The sequence below is a fragment of the Rhodothermales bacterium genome (assembly GCA_017643395.1).
Taxonomy (GTDB): Bacteria; Bacteroidota; Rhodothermia; order Rhodothermales; family UBA10348; genus JABDJZ01.
Genome location: JAEPNP010000001.1, coordinates 245,900 through 264,828, shown reverse-complemented (window position 1 = coordinate 264,828; position 18,929 = coordinate 245,900). Strand labels below are relative to the sequence as shown.

Genomic DNA, 18,929 nt, shown 5'->3' with positions numbered 1-18,929 from the left:
GCTAAAGCTCCCGCAGAATAGCCAAATAGTCGGCCGCAGTCATGGTCCTCGGGTTGGAACCGTTGGAGCCGTTCTGTTCGGCTTCCCGGGCGATGGGCTCGTAGTCTTCCCTGGGCACGCGAAGCTCCCGGAATGAAGGAATTCCTACCGCGCGCGACAACGTCTCCAGCGCGGAGAGCAGGTCCGGTGTTCCGCAGGCCTCACCCAACGTGTTCAGCTTGCCGGCGGCTTCCCGTTCCTGGTAGCGCAGGACGGGCACCAGCAGCGCCGCGTTGAGCGCACCATGCGGCAAATCGTGTCGGCCGCCGATGGCCTCGGACAGGCAATGCACGCCGGCGACGTCGGCGTTGCCGAACGCCATACCGGCCAGGGTGGATGCCTCCATGAGGGCTGTCAGAGACTTGGGTGTGCGCCTCTCGACCGCCGACTCGAGATGGTCGAGGATCCGCCGGAGAGCGCCGGCGGCCAGCGCGTCGCTGGCGGGGTTGGCCTGCCGACCTACGGCCGCCTCCACGGCATGGGTGGCGGCATCCATGGCCGTGGTGGCAATCAGGTGCTCCGGCAGGCTCGCAAGCAATTCAGAATCAGCGATGGCCCAGGCCGGAAACATGCGATCTCCCTTGACCGAAATCTTGCGCCGCTCGGCCTCGCTGGTCAATACGGACACCCAGGTGACCTCCGAGCCGGTGCCGCAGGTGGTCGGGATGGCCACAAACGGCGCGGATCCGTTGGGGAACCGGTTGCGGCCTTGATACTGGGCCACGGGACCGGAGTTTTGCAACATCAGGGCGATGCCCTTGGCCGCATCCAGCACTGATCCGCCTCCGATGCCGACCACCACCCGGACCCGCGAGTCTCGGTAGCGGGCAGCAACCTCATCGACCGTACTGGTCCGGGGGTTCGGGCGCACCCGGTCCCAGACCACGGGCCGAAAGCCGGCCGTTTCCGTCAGGCCGCAGACCCGGTCCGCGATTCCCGCCGAGGCCACCCCGGGATCGGTGATCACGAGCGCCGTGCCGGCGTCGTAGCTCGACAGGACTTCCGGGAGCTTTGACAGCAAACCCGCACCGATCATTGTGCGGGTCGGGATCCGGAACGGCAACTCAGTCGCCCCGCGTCTCCGCGTCCTCCGCGGGCGGCAGTGCGGCCAGCTCCGCAGCGTCCGTCCACATGCCCTGGGCCTTGAGTACCGTGGGGTCGATGGCGTTGAAGATCGGGAACCAGGCCTCGCTGCCGTAGAGTCGTTGGGCAAGTCGGGCTTTGAGCACGGTGCGCAAGAGCGCCTCCGACTCAGCGAGATCCTCCGCTGAAAAGACTCCGTCCTCCGCGCGGGAGTCTCCATCGGTGATGGAAATGCCGACCCCCTCGGCGTAGTCCCAGAACCCTTCCATAAAGCTCTCAGGCACAGCGTAGCTGTCCACAAACTCGTCCTGGCGCTCCATCCACGTGCCCCGGAAGGCGGCTTCACGCTCCAGGAACCACTCCCGGGCAAATCGCACGTCCGCTCCCTGGCGCACGATGGCGCGCAGGATCGGGGCGTTCATGCCACCTACGCTGTCAGGCGCGATCACGATGTCGGGCATCACACCGCCGCCACCAAACACGGTCCGCCCGTGCGTGGTCTTGAAGCGCAGCGAGTCCGGAAGGTCATCGAGGTATTCGGACACGTTGTACGTGGCCTGGCGCAGGCTGCCGAACTTGGAAGTGTAGTAGTCTTCCAGACTGCCGTCTTCATAAGCGGTCTGAATCAGGCGGCCCGACGGCATGTAGTACCGGCTGACCGTCAACTGCAGGATGCTGCCGTCCCGAAGCTGGAACGGACGCTGCACGAGTCCCTTGCCGAACGTGCGCCGACCGACCACGAGCGCGCGGTCGTGATCCTGAAGCGCGCCCGAGATGATCTCACTGCCGGACGCAGTGTTCTCGTTGACCAGCACGATGACTGGTCCGTTTTCAAACAGGCCACCGTCGGTGGAGACGTCCCGCTCGGACTCGCGCTCCACACGTCCCTTGGTATAGACGATGGTGTGCCCACCCGGGAGAAACTCGTCGGCAATCAGGACCGCGGTCTGCTTGATGCCTCCTGGGTTGTCCCGCAAATCCAGCACCATGCGCTGCATGCCCTGGTCGATCAGCGCGCGCGTATGCTGCAGAAACTCCTGGTGCGTGGTCATGGCGAATCGACCGATGCGCAGGTAGCCGGTCTCATCGTCCATCATGTACGAAGTGTCGATGGAATAGAGCGGGATCTCGCCACGCGTGATCACGAATTCCACGGGCTCGTCCACACCACGGCGCACCACGTCCAGCTCCACATCCGTGCCGATGGGACCCTTGATCCGGTTCTGGATCTCAATCGAGTTGTAGCCTACCACGGACGAATCGTCTACTGCAATGATCAGGTCACCGGGCATCAGGCCGACCTTTTCCGATGGGCCGTCCGCGATGATCGAGGTCACTCTGGCCGTGTCTTCCGGCGGGGCCTCGAACCAGATTCCAATGCCACCAAACGAGCCGCGGTAGCCTTCCTGGACCTTGGCTACCTGCTCTTTGTCGATGTAGGAGGAGTGCGGATCCAGCTCTTCCAGCATCGCCGAGATGGATCGGTCCACCAGATTCACCGGGCTGACTTTCTCCACATAGTTCCGGTCGATGAGCAGGAACGCGTCTTCGAGCTTGCGCAACTGCTCCAGCGTGTCCGGCTGGGAGAACACGCCGCCCACGCGTGCGCCGATGAACGTGCCCGCAGCAAAAACAAACAGGGCGGGTAGGATGAACCGCTTCATGTAGACGTAATCTTCCGGATGAAATGAAGTAATCGTGCCGGCTCTCCAAAGTTTCGGCGATTGCGGCGGGTCAGGCGTCAGGCCATGCCGTTCGGCGGATTTTGGGAGGGCACCCGCTGTGCAGGTGCAACGTTCGTGCCGAGGCCGTGTAACCTTGGCGCAGTGCCGTCCGTTCTGCATCCGAATCCGGCCTGACACCCCACCAGCGTTGACACTTTCGGAGTTCGAACTCACGGTTACCCGGCACCAGAACCGGGTCTTTGGCTACGCGGCACGCCTGCTCGGCGACCGCGATCAGGCCAAGGATGTCGTGCAGGACGCGATGCTCCGGATGTGGAAGCATCGGGATAGGGTGGATGAGGACGGCGCGGTCTCCTGGTTGCTTCGCGTGACGCACAACGCCTGCATTGACGTGTTGCGTCGGCGGCAACTGGAGCACCGGATTTTTGACGGAGAACCGGACGCGGATCGGACCGGGAGCGCGACGCTCTCGCCTGCCCGCCAAACGGAGTCTGCCGACATGATGGCGCACCTGGAGCGCGCCATCGAGACGTTGAAGGAGCCCTATCGCAGCATTGTTGTGCTGCGCGAAATCGAGGACTTCCGATACGAAGAAATCTGCGGCGCCCTCAACCTGCCCATGTCCACGGTCAAGGTGTACCTGCACCGTGCGCGCCGGATGCTACGGAAGACCATTGAAGAGGTGATGCACCTTGAAACAGCCTGACAACCAATCGCCCGACGCCATGATCGAGGCGTTCCTGGACGGCATGCTCAGTCCGGAGGAACGACAGACGGTCCTGGGGCGCGCAGCCCGCGACGCAGGCTTTGCCGCCCGGCTGGACCTGGCCAAGTCCATTCGGGAAGCCCTGCGCACCATGCCGTCGGAGGCCGCTCCGCCGGATCTTCTGCCAGCCGTCATCCGCGAGGTCCGTCGGGATGCTCGCCGGCAGATGCTGGCGCGTGTCAGCAGGTGGTTTGTGTCGTTCGATGTGCGTCCAGCGCTTGTGACCGCATCGCTCGTACTGGTGATCGTGATGGCCGGCATTCTGGGCCGGCCTGCGGAACCGGTGCCTACCGAGCCCGAAGTGGCCGAGGCACTGGAGCAGATCAAATGGACCCTGGGTCTCGTGTCGGAAGTCGGCCAGATCACGGCCGTGCACCTGCGCGATGACGTGCTGGAGCCCCATGTCATCGGACAGCTGCCTGGGGTGGTCGGCGAGCCATTCGATGCCCCCCGTGGGGCACGACTAAATTGAACCGGAAAGCCATGACATACAGAACCGTTTTTTCCACGCTGATGCTGCTCGCCATGCTGGGCGTGGCGGGATCAGCCCAGGCGCAGCGCATCGAGCGCATGCCCGGCTACTTCGATTTCGATGAGCTGGAGCGCATTGTGGGTGCCGAAACGACCCTCGAGGTCAACGTCAAGGGAGCCCTCCTTCGCATGGCCGCCGAGGCCGCGCGCATCGAGGACGACACCCTGGCGGACATGCTGCTCAAGCTGGTCGCCATCCAGGTGCGGGGCTATACGCTGGACTATGAATCGCGGGAAGTGCTCCGGGACCGGGTGGGTCCGCTTGCTCGCAAGTTGTCGGAAGATGGCTGGGACCGCGTAGTGCGGGTATCGGAGGACGGCGAGTTTGTAGAGATGCTGGTGCGCGATACCAGCGGCGAGCGTGTCGAGGGCATGATGGTCTTTGTCATCCAGTCCGGAGACAATGGGACCGTCTTTGTCAATATTGTTGGAGAGATTGATCCCGAGGACATCGGCCGTATCGGGCGCCGCTTCCGGATCGATGTGTTGGAGGACCTGTAATGAGAAGAAGCTTCACCCACGTTATTCTGCTTCTGATTCTGGCTCCGACGCTCGCGGGCTGCTTCTACTCGCGGGAAATCGCGCACATTCGCGAGGACATCGAAGACATTCTCGGCGCCCGCTTTGAGCGGGAAGTGGTGGTCAAGGTCGGGCCGCGGCTCTTCCGCACCGTGAGCTGGATTTCCGGGCGTGTGCCGGACGTCTATGCACAGATGGCGAGTGACTACGTGCGCGAGATAGATCGCGTCAAAGTCGGCGTGTATTCGGTTGAGAAGCAGCCGACCCGCAGCGACCTCCGCTTCAACCGGGTGCCACGGTTCAAGCGCAGCGGCTGGGAGGTGGCGGTGCGCGTCGAGGATGATTCCGAGACGGTCTGGGTCCTGTACCGCGAGCGGTACGACAGCATTCGGGATATGCTGGTGCTGGTGCTCAATCGCGACGAACTGGTCATCGCCCGCATCGAGGGTCATCTGAACGAGCTGGTCTCCATGGCCGTGCAGGACGCGGATTTTTTGCGTGACGTGGCCTCCTGGGAGTAGGCGATAGAAACCCGGATTCAAAGGCTCCGTAAGCGCGGTAGAAGGGCATCGCCCTCTACCCTCCCACCAACTTATGGACCTCCATGCGAAGCACGGGAACGCTCGTCATTGTTTTCATTGTACTTGTGGTCGGATTTGCCGGCTGCGCGGGCTGTGGCACCTATAACGGGCTGGTCGCTCAGGAGGAGCGCGTAGAACAGTCCTGGGGTGACGTTGAGACCTCGTATCAGCGGCGGGCCGATCTCATCCCCAACCTCGTGCGCACCGTTCAGGGCGCTGCCGATTTTGAGCAGGAAACCCTGGAGTCCGTCACGAACGCCAGGGCTCGGGCCACGTCCATCAACGTGTCTCTGGATGACTTGAATGACCCGGCCAGGGTCCAGGAATACCTGGCGGCGCAGTCTGCGCTCGGATCATCGCTCGGCCGATTGATTGCCGTGGCGGAAAGCTATCCGCAGCTGACGGCGACGGCCGCGTTCCAGGACCTGCAGACCCAGCTGGAAGGCACGGAAAACCGCATCAACACCGCACGTCGCGACTACAACGACGCGGTACGTCAGTACAATACCCGGGTGCGGCAATTCCCGGGGTCGATCATCGCCTCGATAACCGGCTTCGAGCGGCGCACGCCGTTTGAAGCCGAAGCCGGTGCCGAGGCCGCTCCGACCGTAGAGTTCAATTGATCCGGGCCACGTCCCGTTTTGCCGTTGCGGTGTTGCTGGCGACGGTCGCTCTTGCGGGCGCCGTGCGCGGGCAGGACGTCATCGCTCCGTCCGGACTCTGGGTCACCGACCTTGGCGAGTTCCTGACGGACAGCGAGGAGCGCCTGCTTTCATCGCGTTTGGCGGGATTTGCGGACACGACATCGACCCAGATGATCGTGGTCACGCTGCCGTCGCTGGACGGGGCGGAAGCATCCGACTATGCGACTGCGCTCGGTCGGGCCTGGGGCGTGGGCCAGGGCGACAAGGACAATGGGGTTGTGGTGCTCGTTTCGCGCGAGGACCGACAGGTGCACATCGCCACGGGATTGGGTCTGGAAGGCGCAATTCCGGATATCATCGCGGGCCGCATCGTTCGTGACATCATGATTCCCGCTTTCCGGGACGGGTATTTCTACGATGGGATTTCGGGCGCGGTGGACAAGCTCATGCTCGCCGCGGCGGGCGAGTTCACGGTGGATGCATCGGATTCCGGAGACGGCATCCCCATCGAGTTTATCGTACTGGCATTCATCGTCATCGTAATCATTGTGATTGCGATCGCTGCAGCCGCGGATGAGCATGACGGCGATGGGGGGCGACGCTACCGGCACCGGTCCGGCCCGGTCATCATCTGGGGCGGCGGCTGGAACAGCGGCTTCGGCGGCGGCCGTGGCGGCGGAGGATTCGGCGGCGGCGGGTTCGGTGGCGGCGGTTTTGGCGGCTTTTCCGGCGGTGGCGGCGGCTTCGGCGGAGGCGGTGCCGGAGGATCATGGTGATGGACCGCCTTGCGATTCTCAAGGAGTACCTGCGCGACGATCCCGAGGACGCATTCACCCGATTCGCCATCGCGTCCGAGTACCGGAAACTCGGCGATCTCCAGGCCGCACTCGAAGCGTTTGAGGGGCTGGTTCGGGATCAGCCCGGATACGTAGGCACGTATTACCACCTCGCTGCGCTTTATCGGGAGCTTGATCGTGGCGAGGATGCCCGCCGCACGTACCAGGCCGGTATCAAGACGGCCGCCGCGGCCGGCGACCGGCATGCAGAGTCGGAGCTGCGCTCCGCGCTGCTCGAGCTCGACATCGACTTCTAGCGCATGGCGGCCCGGCAGCGCCGGCGACCGTTGTGCGCGGAACCTGGGTGCCACGACACGTATCCAGATCTGCAATCCCCCCGAAGCGCCATGCTGAATGCTCGTGTAACTGGGGCCCTGGCGCCCCGTATGCTGCTGGTGATCCTCCTTATGGCAGTGGCCGGTCAGGCCACCGCCCAGGTCAAGCGCACCTACACCGTTAGGGCGGGCGATACGCTCTACCGCATCGCGCTCAATCACAACATGTCCGTGGAAGAACTACAGCGACTCAACGGTATGGACGGCACCATCATCAAGGTGGGGCAGGTGCTGCGGTTGACGGACGGGTCCGACCTGACCGAGGAGGTGCCGCCTGCTGCGGAGCCGCCGGCAGAGGTTGCTCCCCCGGTCGAGGCTGAGGTGGTTGAAGAGCCTCCGCCGGTCGGGGTGGAGTCCGCGGTCACCGATCCGCCCGCGGAGGATGTGGCGATCGACGCGCCCGCCGTGCAGACTCCCGAGTTTGAAACCGAGTCGTTGCCCGCGTTTCCGGAGCCACCTCCGCCTGCACCGATCACGGCCGTGACGGATTCCTCGGGCGCCGTTCTATTTGGGGAATACACGCTGGCGGCCGGACAGTCCTACTACGACATCGCCTTCACGCTTGGCGTTTCCGTCGACACGCTGGAAGCGCTGAACCCGGATCAGCCGGCCGTGGTGGCCAGTGGTGATGTGGTTCGGGTTCCGGCTCGGTACGCATCGTCCACGCACACTGTAGCAAGCGGCGAGACGCTGTACGGGATTGCGGCCTCTCACGGCGTGGCCCTGTCCGAGCTGCGCCTGGCCAACCCGGATCTGGGCGATGTGCTCCTGGTGGGTCAGGACATTCGTGTGCCCCGCGCACCGGCCGAGATTACGATGCCGCTGGTGGTGGCTCAGGGACCGGCATCCATCTATCCGCAGCAGTTTGTCGGCCGGTTGATGGCAAGCGGACGCCCGTACGAGGACGATCGCTTCACGTTGGCCCACCCGGCCCTGCCGTTCGGCACCGTGGTGCTGATTGAGAACGCAGAGACCGGTCAGTCCACGTTCGCCGAAGTGGCGGACCGCATGCCGGTGAGCACCGATTTCGTGGTTGAGGTATCGCGGGCCGTGGCTGAAGCCATTGGTCTGGGCGAGGCGGGAGTTTCGGTGCGCATCATCGAGTCGGGTGGCCAATGAATCTGAAAGCCTACTTCCAGAACACTCGGACCGTTACCTACTCGGTCATCCTGGCGCTGCCGCTTCTGGTGGCGTACGAGGTGTTGATTGTGCTGGTCAACAACGGGACCGATGTGCCGGTGCGGGTGGGCGCGGACGTGTGGATCAAGCAGGTGATCGACATGGTCGGCGATGTCGGCATGTTCGTCATCGGGGCGCTTCTTGTCGTAGGCGGGCTCTGGCTGGTCAAGCGCGATCGCGAGAACGGAGTGCCGCTTCGGCCCCGCTATTTCGGCTGGATGCTGCTTGAAAGCATGCTGTACGCCGTGGTGGTAGCGGGCATCGTATCGCGATTGGTGGGGGCCATCTACTACAACATTGCGCCGGTCGCCTTGATGGCGTCGGTCCAGGAAATCGGACTCGCCAAGATGCTGGCGCTTTCGCTGGGTGCCGGGCTGTATGAAGAGCTGGTGTTTCGCGTGCTGCTGGTAGGTGGTCTGTTCTGGCTCTTCACGCGTAAGAAGCAGGAGGGCAGCCGTCGCATCGGGGCCTACTTGCTGGCGGCGGTCATCGGCGCCGCCATTTTCAGCGGCGTGCACTATACCGGGACATTCGGCGACCCGTTTGAACTGCCGAGCTTTACGTTTCGATTTCTGTTCGGACTGGCACTCAATGCTTTGTACCTGTGGCGTGGCTTCGGCATAGCCGCCTGGACCCACGCCATATATGACGTGCTGGTCGTGACCAATACGCTATAGATCCATGAACAACTTCTTTCGCACTTCGGCCCTTATGGCGGCCATGATTGTGCTCTTCGGGCTGATTGGCGCCGGGCTGTACGGCCAGACGGGCATGATCATCGCCTTTGTGGTGGCCGTGGCCATCAACTTTGGCAGCTACTGGTTCAGCGACAAGATTGTGCTGAAGATGTACAAGGCCACCGAGGTCGGCCCGTCCGAGGCGCCGGAGCTGTACCGCATGGTGGATCGGCTGCGCCAGAACGCCGCGCTGCCGATGCCGAAGCTCTACGTCATCCCGAATGATCAGCCGAACGCGTTTGCTACCGGCCGCAACCCCGAGAACGCGGCCGTGGCCGTCACCAACGGCATCGTTCGCCTTCTGAGTCCTCAGGAGCTGGAGGGCGTGATCGCCCACGAGCTGGCGCACATCAAGAACCGGGACATCCTCACATCGACGATTGCGGCCACTTTGGCGGCGGCTATTACCATGCTGGCGCGGTTCGGCATGTTTGCCGGAGGTGACAGGGATCGCGGAGGGGCCATCGTCAATCTGCTGATGATCTTCCTGGCGCCGCTTGCTGCCTTCATTATTCAGATGGCCATTTCCCGGGCCCGGGAGTTTGCAGCAGACCGAACCGGAGCGGAGATCTGCGGCAATCCGCGCTCGTTGGCCAGCGCGCTGGAGCGGCTGCAGTCCGGTGCGGAGCGAGTTCGCATGGATGCCAATCCGGCCACCGCCCACATGTTCATTGTGAACCCGTTTGCGGGCGGAATGAGTGGACTGCGCACCCTTTTCTCGACACACCCGTCTACGGACAAGAGAATTCAGCGATTGCTGGCGCTTGAAGGGCGCCGATAGAGCACATGAAAGGATCCGCACGCATAGGTACCGTATCGGGGATCGGCATTTTTGTCCACTGGACCTTCTGGATCCTGCTGGGCGGCCTGTTTGCGTGGTACATGTACCTGGGTGCGACCGTGGTCGCCGCCATCATGGGCATCGTCCTGGTGCTGGCGGTGTTCGGCTGCGTGATTCTGCATGAGCTCGGTCATGCCATGGCGGCGCGGAGATACGGGATTCCGACGCTCGACATCACCATGTATCCCATCGGCGGCGTGGCGCGGCTCCAGCGTATTCCGCGTGAGCCCAAGCAGGAACTGGTGATTGCCCTGGCCGGGCCGGCGGTGAACCTGGGCATTGCGGCCCTGCTGGCTCTGCTTGGTGGTGCCGGTCAGGGAGCGGATCCGCTGTGGATGGTGATGTCTGGTGACGGCGGCATGCTGGAGATGCTGATGTGGATCAACCTGGCCCTGGTTGGATTCAATATGATCCCCGCCTTTCCCATGGATGGAGGTCGCGTTTTCAGGGCTGGTCTTGCCACCTGGACGGACTACCGGCGGGCCACCCACATTGCGTCGCTCGTCGGAATCGTCATGGCCATCGGCATGATTATCTACGGCGTGGTGACGTTCAATCCCGCACTGCCGTTTGTGGGACTCTTCGTGATGTTCGCGGGCCGCCAGGAGGTGGCGCATGTCATGGAGACCTCGTAGCGGCGCTTCCCTCCCTGCATGAGCGCGGACTACGTACTGGTCATCATTCTGACGACGGTCGGCTTCGGCATGCTGGCCGCCATCCTGCTCATTCCGGTCTATCGATTCATGCGCCGGGAGGATCAGGCCATGGAGCAGATCAGCGAAGCGGATCTGCATGAGGAAGCGCAGCGCCGGGATCGGGTGCATGCGGGTACGGACGAGGAGGTGTAGCTGGGGGGGCGACTCGGCTGGCGACAAGGTCCGTGCGGCCCTGGTGCCTGGGGGCGGCTCGGCTACTGCTGACGGGGGTCCCGTGCGGCCCTGGCCACTAGCCGCCGCGAAGCGAGTCCGGCACGGGCGTCGCGGTCACCATCAGACGTAGACCCTCCATGGTCGCGGCCCCGATTCCACGTACCATCTCCAAGTCGGCGACCGATCTGAATGGGCCGAACTGCTCCCGGTGGAGAAGAATGCGGGCGGCCAGCGCGGGCCCGATGCGAGGCAGGGTTTGCAGTTCCTCAGAGGTCGCCGTGTTCAGGTCGATGAGTTTCTCCGGCGCCTGGGCCACCGGGCCAGGAGTGGTGGCGGACTCTATCGCCTGCTGTTGCGGCGGTCCGATCAACTCTGCGGAAGTCCACCGGCTGGCCCGTTCGTGGTACTCGGCCTCGAGTTCCTGATACAGCGCCTCGTCGACAGCTGGAATCCGGCGTGACAACTCCTGTGCGGCCACCCCGAACACAAGCAGTCCGGCCAGGATGCAGAGCCCTCGAAACTCGGACGCCGTCAGGCCCAGATGCAGCTGGGCCCGGTAGTAGAATCGCAGGAGGTCGTCGCGCTTCATATCCCATCGACCCCAAGCGGCACTCCGCATAACGCCGGGCGTTACGGAGGCATGTCCTCATCCCGCACCGAGATCCTGCGCACGGACGCCGTGGTCCTCAAGGCCATGGACTATGGCGAGACCAGCCGCATCGTCACGCTGTTCACGCGCGATCACGGACGAGTCGGTGTGATGGCTCGGGGGGCACGGTCGTCCAAGAGCCGGTTCGGCTCGACCCTGGAGCCGATGTCGTGGATTCAGACCGTGATCCACTTCAAGCCGGGACGCGATCTCCAGTCGCTTTCGGAAGCGTCACACATGGAGCTCTTTGCCAACATTGGCCGCTCGCTGGATCGAATTGCCGCGGGCGTGCGCACCATCGAACTCACGTCTGCGCTCATGCAAAGCGGGCAGAGCAATCCCATCGTATTGGAACTTCAGGTCGAGGCACTGCGCCTGATTGACCAGGCCGATGAGCGCATCGGCAACGTCTGGCCGTTCTATGCGATGCGACTTGCCGGGCTGCTGGGCCTGTCGCCGTCCTTTGGCCGCCCCGAGGTGGACCGGCTTCCGGGGGACGGTGGCTGGTTGCGCCTGGATACCGGCGGCCTGGACGCGATGCGACCGGCCGGCGTGCAAAGCATGAAGGCCTCGCGGTCCGCGCTGCGGGCATTCGCCGTCTGCACGCGGGCGCCGGCAGACATGGTCATGCGCATGAACATGAACGATGCGGTCCTCGGCGAAGTCACACGCCTCGTGGAGTCATTCATCCAGTATCACGTCGAGGACGCCTTTCCGCGTAGGACGGCCCGCGTGTTGGGGCAGATCGGGATGTAGTTGGGCGGGCTGCGGATCGGTGCGGCCGGGGGGGGCTCGGCGGTCGGGTCGGGCTGCGCACCGTGCGGCCGGGGCGCTGGCCCGCGGGGGCTCGGGGCGCAGGCGCTCAGGCCGCGGGGCGGTCAGGTCGCTGGCCCGCGGGGCTCGGGGCGCTGGATGCTCGGGCACTCAGGCCGCAGGGCGCTTGTAGATCCCCGTGTGGTTGACGTGGCCCACGTATCGCCCGAGGACCCGGACTTCCTCAAACACGTCGGGGCGGATCTGGATTGCCTGGTACTCCGGGTTGGCCGGCTCCAGGCGGAGTCCGCGCTCGTCATAGAAGACGCGCTTCAGTGAGGTCTCTCCGTTATAAAGCACCGCGCCGATCCCGCCATTCGGGATGTCGTCATCCATGAGTAACACGTAGTCTCCGTCATTGATGTCGGCACCGATCATGGAGGTACCGGACACGCGGATGGCGAAGATCCGGTCTATGCTGGGGAAGAGCATGTCGAGGGTGATCGTGCCCAAGTGCGCATCGACCGCCTCCTGCAGCGTGCCGGCCGTGATGATGCCCCGAATGGGAATGCCGCGCGTAGCCACACCGTCCGTTTCCGGCGGCGGGAAGCGATAGCCGTCATCGTCCCGTTCCAGATAGCCCTTCTTGGTCAGCGCCTCCAGGTTTTGCGTGACGCTGTTGGGGGAGCGGTACTCGAATTCGTCGATCAGCTCCCGATACGTCGGCCAACCGCCCGTCGTGCGATTGTAGCGTTTCAGGTAGTCGAGGAATGAGCGCTGTTTCTCGGTAAGCCGTCTGGACATGGCTAGACAGTGTCACATACATGTATCATGTGTAATGATAGTTAGCGTGTCCGGTAAGTGCAAACGCGGGCGTTGGGGGCGGGGGGTGGCGCCCGGGTGTGGCCGGCCCCGGCGTGGAGGTCCCGCCTTGAGCCTACCGGGCCCGCGATGTGGAAAACACCCCCGGGATTACACACGGAGGCCGGCCCGTCTGAGGGGCGGAGTGTAAATCACCCCCCGTTTTACACTCCGGCGGCGCCGGTGGCGGCTCCGAGGTGTAAAACGCGCCCCGTTTTCCATGTCGGGCCGGATACGGGCGATGGGCTCGCGGACACCCCGCCGCGGGCCGCGCACGACCGCAGGCGCCGCGCCGCGCCGGCCCCACGACCCCGCCTAGAGCCTACCGGGCCCGCGATGTGGAAAACACCCCCGGATTACACTCCGAGGCCGATCCGTCTGAGGGGCGGAGTGTAAATCACCCCCCGTTTTACACTCCGTCGGCGTCGGTGGCGGCTCCGAGGTGTAAAACGCGCCCCGTTTTCCATGTCGGGCCGGATACGGGCGATGGGCTCGCGGACACCCCGCCGCGGGCCGCCCACGACCGCAGGCGCCGCGCCGCGCCGGCCCTACGACCCCGCCTCGAGCCTACCGGGCCCGCGATGTGGAAAACACCCCCGGGATTACACACGGAGGCCGGCCCGTCTGAGGGGCGGAGTGTAAATCACCCCCCGTTTTACACTCAGGCGGCGCCGGTGCCGGCTCCGAGGTGTAAAACGGGCCCCGTTTTCCATGTCGGGCCGGATACGGGCGATGGGCTCGCAGGCACTCCGCACGGATCACGCCGACCGCGGCGCCAACCGCCGCGCCGCCCCGGGCCAACCGCCGCGCCGACCGGCACCCCCGCGCCGCGCCGGACCGCCGCGCCGACCGGCACCCCCGCGCCGCGCCGGACCGCCCCGACCGCCGCGCCCGCCCCAACCCCAACCCCACCCGCAGAGAAAAGGCCGCGGATGGGGGATCATGGCGCGATGCTCAGGGTGAAACGCTCTCGCACTCGAAGAAACCGCATGAAAACACCCAGCTGGCGCAAGGGACTTCTCGGCAAGGGAGGCTTCTGGCAGAACGGATACTGGTACGACCTCCACGTGGAGCGTCGCATTCCGCTCGTCATGCCGATGCTGGAGGAGATCCTCGCGGCCCTGCCGCCGCTGGGCCCGGGCGTGTCGGTCTGCGACCTGGGCTGTGGCACCGGCAACGCGGGCTTCGCGGTGATGTCGGCGTACCCGGGAATCCGCCTCACGTTGCTGGATCGCGATGAGGACCTGCTGGTGCTGGCGCAGTCCAAGCTGGCGGAAATCAGTGATGGCGCATTGGCCATTCGGGCGGAAATCCGCGCGGATGGAGAGGCCATACCGGGCGGCCCGTTTGATGTGGTGGTCGCGTCGTTGGCCTTGCAGGACATTGTAGGTGCGGACATCGAGGGTGCGGAGGCGGAGTCGCACTACGAACTTCTTTTCCAGGGCATCTTCGACGCGCTCAACCCGGGAGGTCACCTCATCGTCGCTGACGGCGCGGGTACGATCGGACTCTACCGGCAGATGAAGGCCATGGAGCGTGCCGGATTCATGGACGTAGATTGTGCCTGGCGACAGAACGAACTGTTTGTATGCGGCGGCCGCACGCCCGAATGATCCGAGTCCTGGCTCTCTTGGCCCTGATGTCTGCCATCCCGGTCAGCGCGCAGAGCGGCGTAGACTGGGTGGCCGTCGACTCGGTGTTCGTCTCGCGCGCCCCGACACCGGACAGACCAGACCTGCCGGCCGAGGCGTTTTCGGTGCCCATCGCCGATCCGACCATGCTGTTCGTTCCGGGCGATGTCGTCCTGCCCGATCCGACCCCCGAAGGCTGGTCCGCGCTGATCGCGTTCCGGGATCGGCACCCGGCCATCGCCCGTGGTCTGCATGAACGGCTCGATGCGGCCGGCTACGCATTCTATCGCGGGCTGCGACTGGACAGGGACTCGACCGATGAGGTGGTGATCGTGGCCGGAGCCTCGGGAGCAACCCGCATCAAGGTCGCGTCTGTCTTCCCCGACGACACGGTGGTTCGAGAGGTGCTCACCGGCCAAATCACGATGGTCAGCTACGGGGAGGTATCCTTTGAGGCCGACGACTCCGGCATGCTCCTCATCGAGGTGGTGCAGTAGCCGCCGAACTCCGGAATAAGCAACTCTGTCGGTGAGAGTGGGTCTTACAGGAAAACCCACACGCTCCGATGAAACGATCCCTGCTTCCGGCGCTTGCCCTGATGCTACTGACGGCCTGCACGCAAGAGGTTGAGCAACAGTCCGGCGAACTCTACGTGCTTTCGGGCACGGTGACCGACACCGCACTCGACATGCCGCTTGTGGGCGCGAACGTGGCCCTGGAGGGCACGCCCTACGGAGCGGCGACCGGACCGGACGGGTTTTACTCCATTCATGCCATCCCGGCGGGTACCTACCTGGTGCGCATCACGCATGCGGGCGGGCTGGTCTCCTCCGAAACCGTGCAGGTCCCCGGCCACGCGTCCGTCACGCATGCCGTGAGTCCCGCGGGCCAGACCAGACACGAGCGGGCGGCCCCGGCACCACGCATGAACTCGACCGGCGAGGAGTTCGTGGTCGTGGAGCAGATGCCGCAGTTGATCGGGGGGCTCGGGGCGCTGCAAGCCGAGATCAGGTACCCGGTCATCGCCAAGAAGGCGGGCATCGAGGGCCGCGTGATCCTCCAGTTTGTGGTCGATGAAGAGGGCTATCCGACCGATATCACCGTGGTACGTGGCATCGGGGCCGGAGCTGACGAGGAGTCTGTGCGCGCCCTGCAAACCATGCGGTTCGAGCCCGGCCGTCAGCGTGGCCAGAAGGTTCGCGTCAAGATGAGTCTGCCCGTGACGTTCAAGCTGCCCGCCGACGCCTGAGAGCATCAGGGCAAGAAAAAAGGGCGGCCCCCGGTTGGGAGGCCGCCCTTTCTCATTTCAGGCCGTGGGGTCTACGCATCCACGCGGCTGGCATTCAGGAATTCCCTGAGCACGTAGTGCAGGATGCCGCCGTTGCGGTAGTAGTCCACCTCCACGGGCGTGTCCAGACGACATACCGTATCGAACTCGATCGTGCTGCCGTCCGCCTTCTCGGCAGTCACCGTGATGGTGGAGCGGGGCTGCACATCGTCAGTGACAGGAATGCTGAACGCTTCAGTCCCGTCCAGTCCCAGGGAGGCTGCGGAGGCGCCCCCGGCATACTGCAACGGAAGCACACCCATGCCGATCAGGTTGGAGCGGTGGATGCGCTCAAAGCTGTCGACAATCACGGCTTTGACACCCAGCAGCAGCGTGCCCTTCGCCGCCCAATCGCGGCTTGAGCCCATTCCGTAGTCCTTGCCGGCCAATACCACGAGCGGGGTGCCCCCGTCGATGTATTGCATGGCCGCATCGTAAATCGGCATGGTCTCCCCGGTGGGGAAGTACTTGGTGACGCCGCCCTCAGTACCCGGCACGAGCTGGTTTTTGATGCGAATGTTGGCAAACGTGCCTCGCATCATGACCTCGTGGTTGCCGCGGCGCGATCCGTAGGAGTTGAAGTCCAGGAAGGACACATTATTCTCCAGCAGGTACCGCGCGGCGGGCGAATCCGGGGCGATGGCCCCCGCGGGCGAAATGTGGTCGGTTGTGGTTGAGTCGCCGACCTTGGCCAACACGCGCGCCCCGGAAATGGGCTCAATCACCGGGGTCTCAGGTGTCAGATCCATGAAGAACGGGGGCTCCTGCACGTAGGTGGAGGCCGGGTTCCAATCGTAAATGGATCCCTCTCCGATCTCGATGGCATTCCAGGACTCGTTGGACTCCTCGATTCCGTCGTACTCGCTGATGAACTGCTCCGGCTTGACACAGGTGTTGACCATTTCGAGGATCTCACTCCCGGTCGGCCAGATGTCACTCAGGAAGACGTCATTACCCGCCGAATCCACGCCGATGGGATCCGTGGTCAGGTTGATGTCGACGGTGCCCGCAAGTGCGTAGGCGACCACAAGCGGGGGCGAGGCCAGATAGTTGGCCTGCACAAGCTGATGGATGCGGCCCTCAAAGTTGCGGTTGCCGGACAGCACGCCGGCAACAATCAGATTGCCCTCCTTGACCGCGTTGGCGGTCTCCTCCGGCAGCGGACCGGAGTTGCCGATGCAGGTCGTGCATCCGTAACCAACGAGGTTGAATCCGAGCTGGTCGAGGTACGGCCAGAGTCCCGCCTCATGCAGGTACTCGGTGACGACCTTCGAACCCGGCGCCAGCGACGTCTTGACGTAGGGCTTCACCTTCAGTCCGCGCTCCACCGCCTTCTTTGCCACCAAACCCGCGGCCAGCATCACAGACGGATTGGAGGTGTTGGTACAACTGGTGATGGCGGCGATGGCCACATCGCCATGTCGCAGGACCCCATCTCCGTAGGCACCTGTGTCCTTGAGGCGATCCTCATTGAGGCCGAAGCCCTTGGGGCCGGCCGGAGTGGTGAGGGACGTGCGGAAGCTGGATTGCACGGCCGGCAGTTCGATGCGATCCTGCGGGCGCTTGGGTCCGGAAAGGCTCGGAGTAACCGTGCTCAGGTCCAGTTCGAGTACGTCGACGAACTGCGGATCTCCCGAGTCGTCGGTCCGGAAAAGGCCCTGCAGCTTGGCGTAGCGCTCCACCGCCATGACCAGTTCGTCGGGCCGCCCGGTGCGGTGCAGGAAGTCCAGCGTTTCCTGGTCGATGGGGAAGAAGCCCATCGTAGCCCCATACTCGGGTGCCATATTGGCAATCGTGGCCCGGTCCGGCACCGTCATGTTGGACACGCCGGGGCCGAAGAACTCCACGAACTTGCCGACTACGCCGTAGGCGCGCAGCATTTCCGTCACCGTCAGCACGAGATCCGTAGCCGTGGCGCCCTCAGGCAGCTGGCCTTTGAGGCGGAACCCGACCACCTCCGGCATCAGCATGTACACGGGCTGACCCAGCATAACGGCCTCGGCCTCGATACCGCCGACGCCCCAGCCGACAACACCCAGCCCATCGATCATCGTCGTGTGCGAGTCGGTGCCGACCAGCGAGTCGGGGTAGAACACGTGCACACCGTCTGCCTCCGGTTTACTCCAGACAGCACGGGCGATGTACTCCAGGTTCACCTGATGGCAGATGCCGGATTCCGGCGGCACCACGTGGAAGTTGTCGAACGCCTGCTGGCCCCAGCGCAAAAACTCGTACCGCTCACGGTTGCGCTTGAACTCCTTCTCCGCGTTGATCTGGATGGCCGCCTTGGTGCCGAAAGCATCCACCTGCACCGAGTGGTCGATGACCAGGTTGACAGGCACGCGGGGGTTGATCTCGTCGGGATCGCCGCCCAGACGCGCCATCGCAGACCGCATCGCAGCCAGGTCCACCACGGCCGGCACGCCGGTGAAGTCCTGCAGCAGCACGCGTGCGGGCATGAACGGAATCTCTTCCTTGGCCGGTGCTTTCGGGTCGTACGCAGCCAGGCGCTTTACGTCATCCTCGGTCACCAGGAACCCGTCACAGTTTCGCAGGACCGATTCCAGCAGCACTTTGATGGAATAGGGCAGCCGGTCGATGTCGAATCCGCGCTCCTTCAGTGCGTCCAGGCGGTAGACATACCCGGTGCCGGAGCCGGTGTCGAAGGTGTCGCGTGCGTTGAAAGGATCCTCTTTGCGGGGCGTGCTCATGCTTGTCTGCTTCTCGTGTGCGGAGACTGAAAGTACCCGCAAACGGTGCAAAATGTTCGATTCCGGGGGCGAATTGGCAACGAAGCCGCACGGCCACCGCAGGTCTCGGAGCACCGGCCCGGGGGCGTCTCACAGGAACAGCGTGCGATGGATTCTCGTTTGCGCCGCCAAGGGGCTATAGCTCAGGTGGTAGAGCGCTTGGATCGCACCCAAGAGGTCTGGAGTTCGACTCTCCATAGCTCCACAGGAAGGCCGCGGCACGATGTGTCGCGGTTTTTTTTGTGACGCGCGGTCCGCAAGGAAGCCTCACGATTGATTCTGTCGACACAGCGCACACCGCTTAAGTCGCAGC

21 protein-coding genes and 1 tRNA gene are annotated in these 18,929 nt (G+C 64.2%); 17 read left to right on the top strand and 5 right to left on the bottom strand.

Annotation, left to right across the window (positions count from 1 at the left end; translation table 11 throughout):
• Position 1: 1 nt before the first annotated feature.
• Positions 2-1,060: an iron-containing alcohol dehydrogenase gene (locus JJ896_01060; GenBank protein MBO6778217.1), complete on the bottom strand. Its 1,059-nt coding sequence runs from the start codon at positions 1,058-1,060 to the stop codon at positions 2-4.
• A gap of 43 nt (positions 1,061-1,103) precedes the next feature.
• Positions 1,104-2,786 carry a S41 family peptidase gene (locus JJ896_01055; protein MBO6778216.1) on the bottom strand — a complete coding sequence of 561 codons (1,683 nt, stop codon included), beginning with the start codon at positions 2,784-2,786 and terminating at the stop codon, positions 1,104-1,106.
• Between the two features lie 208 nt (positions 2,787-2,994).
• Between JJ896_01055 and JJ896_01050 the strand changes: the two genes are divergently transcribed.
• The 12 genes from JJ896_01050 to JJ896_00995 all read left to right on the top strand — a co-directional run bounded on the left by JJ896_01050 (position 2,995) and on the right by JJ896_00995 (position 10,624).
• Entirely contained in the window at positions 2,995-3,513 is a 519-nt protein-coding gene (locus JJ896_01050) for a sigma-70 family RNA polymerase sigma factor (protein ID MBO6778215.1), read from the top strand.
• 19 nt (positions 3,514-3,532) lie between these two features.
• Positions 3,533-4,045, top strand: coding sequence for a hypothetical protein (locus tag JJ896_01045; protein MBO6778214.1), 513 nt, complete (start codon positions 3,533-3,535; stop codon positions 4,043-4,045).
• Between the two features lie 11 nt (positions 4,046-4,056).
• Positions 4,057-4,605 (top strand): DUF4252 domain-containing protein, encoded by a 549-nt coding sequence (locus tag JJ896_01040; GenBank protein MBO6778213.1) that lies wholly within the window; start codon positions 4,057-4,059, stop codon positions 4,603-4,605.
• Positions 4,605-5,144, top strand: coding sequence for a DUF4252 domain-containing protein (locus JJ896_01035; GenBank protein MBO6778212.1), 540 nt, complete (start codon positions 4,605-4,607; stop codon positions 5,142-5,144). Before JJ896_01040 ends, JJ896_01035 begins: the two co-directional genes overlap by 1 nt.
• Positions 5,145-5,227: 83 nt before the next feature.
• Positions 5,228-5,827 (top strand): LemA family protein, encoded by a 600-nt coding sequence (locus tag JJ896_01030; GenBank protein ID MBO6778211.1) that lies wholly within the window; start codon positions 5,228-5,230, stop codon positions 5,825-5,827.
• The gene (locus JJ896_01025; protein ID MBO6778210.1) at positions 5,824-6,624 is read left to right on the top strand and encodes a TPM domain-containing protein; all 801 of its coding nucleotides are present in this window, start codon (positions 5,824-5,826) and stop codon (positions 6,622-6,624) included. Before JJ896_01030 ends, JJ896_01025 begins: the two co-directional genes overlap by 4 nt.
• Positions 6,621-6,941, top strand: a complete 321-nt coding sequence (locus tag JJ896_01020) for a tetratricopeptide repeat protein (protein ID MBO6778209.1) — start codon at positions 6,621-6,623, stop codon at positions 6,939-6,941. The genes JJ896_01025 and JJ896_01020 overlap by 4 nt, the downstream gene beginning before the upstream one ends.
• Before the next feature lie 90 nt (positions 6,942-7,031).
• Positions 7,032-8,138: a LysM peptidoglycan-binding domain-containing protein gene (locus tag JJ896_01015; GenBank protein ID MBO6778208.1), complete on the top strand. Its 1,107-nt coding sequence runs from the start codon at positions 7,032-7,034 to the stop codon at positions 8,136-8,138.
• Positions 8,135-8,875, top strand: coding sequence for a CPBP family intramembrane metalloprotease (locus JJ896_01010; GenBank protein MBO6778207.1), 741 nt, complete (start codon positions 8,135-8,137; stop codon positions 8,873-8,875). The genes JJ896_01015 and JJ896_01010 overlap by 4 nt, the downstream gene beginning before the upstream one ends.
• 4 nt (positions 8,876-8,879) lie before the next feature.
• Complete coding sequence (gene htpX / locus JJ896_01005; protein ID MBO6778206.1) at positions 8,880-9,716, top strand: zinc metalloprotease HtpX; 837 nt, start codon at positions 8,880-8,882, stop codon at positions 9,714-9,716.
• 5 nt (positions 9,717-9,721) lie between these two features.
• The gene (locus JJ896_01000; GenBank protein MBO6778205.1) at positions 9,722-10,411 is read left to right on the top strand and encodes a site-2 protease family protein; all 690 of its coding nucleotides are present in this window, start codon (positions 9,722-9,724) and stop codon (positions 10,409-10,411) included.
• A gap of 18 nt (positions 10,412-10,429) precedes the next feature.
• Entirely contained in the window at positions 10,430-10,624 is a 195-nt protein-coding gene (locus JJ896_00995; GenBank protein MBO6778204.1) for a hypothetical protein, read from the top strand.
• A gap of 97 nt (positions 10,625-10,721) precedes the next feature.
• Here JJ896_00995 and JJ896_00990 read toward each other — a convergent pair whose 3' ends face one another.
• Positions 10,722-11,234, bottom strand: coding sequence for a ComEA family DNA-binding protein (locus tag JJ896_00990; protein MBO6778203.1), 513 nt, complete (start codon positions 11,232-11,234; stop codon positions 10,722-10,724).
• A 51-nt stretch (positions 11,235-11,285) separates the two neighbouring features.
• On the opposite strand from JJ896_00990, the gene recO reads away from it, so the two are divergent.
• Positions 11,286-12,050: a DNA repair protein RecO gene (recO, locus tag JJ896_00985; GenBank protein ID MBO6778202.1), complete on the top strand. Its 765-nt coding sequence runs from the start codon at positions 11,286-11,288 to the stop codon at positions 12,048-12,050.
• A gap of 168 nt (positions 12,051-12,218) precedes the next feature.
• On the opposite strand, the gene JJ896_00980 is transcribed toward recO, so the two are convergent.
• On the bottom strand, positions 12,219-12,851 hold the full coding sequence (locus JJ896_00980) for a hypothetical protein (GenBank protein MBO6778201.1): 633 nt from the start codon (positions 12,849-12,851) through the stop codon (positions 12,219-12,221).
• A 1,046-nt stretch (positions 12,852-13,897) separates the two neighbouring features.
• Here JJ896_00980 and JJ896_00975 point away from each other — a divergent pair.
• The 3 genes from JJ896_00975 to JJ896_00965 all read left to right on the top strand — a co-directional run bounded on the left by JJ896_00975 (position 13,898) and on the right by JJ896_00965 (position 15,788).
• Entirely contained in the window at positions 13,898-14,521 is a 624-nt protein-coding gene (locus JJ896_00975) for a methyltransferase domain-containing protein (GenBank protein ID MBO6778200.1), read from the top strand.
• Positions 14,518-15,036 (top strand): hypothetical protein, encoded by a 519-nt coding sequence (locus JJ896_00970; GenBank protein MBO6778199.1) that lies wholly within the window; start codon positions 14,518-14,520, stop codon positions 15,034-15,036. Before JJ896_00975 ends, JJ896_00970 begins: the two co-directional genes overlap by 4 nt.
• 68 nt (positions 15,037-15,104) lie before the next feature.
• Positions 15,105-15,788 carry a TonB family protein gene (locus JJ896_00965; GenBank protein ID MBO6778198.1) on the top strand — a complete coding sequence of 228 codons (684 nt, stop codon included), beginning with the start codon at positions 15,105-15,107 and terminating at the stop codon, positions 15,786-15,788.
• Positions 15,789-15,859: 71 nt separating this feature from the next.
• On the opposite strand, the gene acnA is transcribed toward JJ896_00965, so the two are convergent.
• Positions 15,860-18,577, bottom strand: coding sequence for an aconitate hydratase AcnA (gene acnA / locus JJ896_00960; GenBank protein ID MBO6778197.1), 2,718 nt, complete (start codon positions 18,575-18,577; stop codon positions 15,860-15,862).
• Between the two features lie 171 nt (positions 18,578-18,748).
• On the opposite strand from acnA, the gene JJ896_00955 reads away from it, so the two are divergent.
• Positions 18,749-18,821, top strand: a tRNA-Ala gene (locus JJ896_00955).
• Positions 18,822-18,929: the final 108 nt, after the last annotated feature.

Bases quoted from the DNA above. Each gene is read 5' to 3' on its own strand.
- JJ896_01040 (MBO6778213.1), top strand. From the start codon at position 4,057: ATGACATACAGAACCGTTTTTTCCACGCTGATGCTGCTCGCCATGCTG.
- JJ896_01030 (MBO6778211.1), top strand. From the start codon at position 5,228: ATGCGAAGCACGGGAACGCTCGTCATTGTTTTCATTGTACTTGTGGTC.
- JJ896_01010 (MBO6778207.1), top strand. From the start codon at position 8,135: ATGAATCTGAAAGCCTACTTCCAGAACACTCGGACCGTTACCTACTCG.
- JJ896_01015 (MBO6778208.1), top strand. From the start codon at position 7,032: ATGCTGAATGCTCGTGTAACTGGGGCCCTGGCGCCCCGTATGCTGCTG.
- JJ896_01045 (MBO6778214.1), top strand. From the start codon at position 3,533: ATGATCGAGGCGTTCCTGGACGGCATGCTCAGTCCGGAGGAACGACAG.
- JJ896_01035 (MBO6778212.1), top strand. From the start codon at position 4,605: ATGAGAAGAAGCTTCACCCACGTTATTCTGCTTCTGATTCTGGCTCCG.
- recO (MBO6778202.1), top strand. From the start codon at position 11,286: ATGTCCTCATCCCGCACCGAGATCCTGCGCACGGACGCCGTGGTCCTC.
- htpX (MBO6778206.1), top strand. From the start codon at position 8,880: ATGAACAACTTCTTTCGCACTTCGGCCCTTATGGCGGCCATGATTGTG.
- JJ896_01055 (MBO6778216.1), bottom strand. From the start codon at position 2,786: ATGAAGCGGTTCATCCTACCCGCCCTGTTTGTTTTTGCTGCGGGCACG.
- JJ896_00975 (MBO6778200.1), top strand. From the start codon at position 13,898: ATGAAAACACCCAGCTGGCGCAAGGGACTTCTCGGCAAGGGAGGCTTC.
- JJ896_00995 (MBO6778204.1), top strand. From the start codon at position 10,430: ATGAGCGCGGACTACGTACTGGTCATCATTCTGACGACGGTCGGCTTC.
- JJ896_01000 (MBO6778205.1), top strand. From the start codon at position 9,722: ATGAAAGGATCCGCACGCATAGGTACCGTATCGGGGATCGGCATTTTT.
- JJ896_00970 (MBO6778199.1), top strand. From the start codon at position 14,518: ATGATCCGAGTCCTGGCTCTCTTGGCCCTGATGTCTGCCATCCCGGTC.
- acnA (MBO6778197.1), bottom strand. From the start codon at position 18,577: ATGAGCACGCCCCGCAAAGAGGATCCTTTCAACGCACGCGACACCTTC.
- JJ896_00980 (MBO6778201.1), bottom strand. From the start codon at position 12,851: ATGTCCAGACGGCTTACCGAGAAACAGCGCTCATTCCTCGACTACCTG.
- JJ896_00990 (MBO6778203.1), bottom strand. From the start codon at position 11,234: ATGAAGCGCGACGACCTCCTGCGATTCTACTACCGGGCCCAGCTGCAT.
- JJ896_00965 (MBO6778198.1), top strand. From the start codon at position 15,105: ATGAAACGATCCCTGCTTCCGGCGCTTGCCCTGATGCTACTGACGGCC.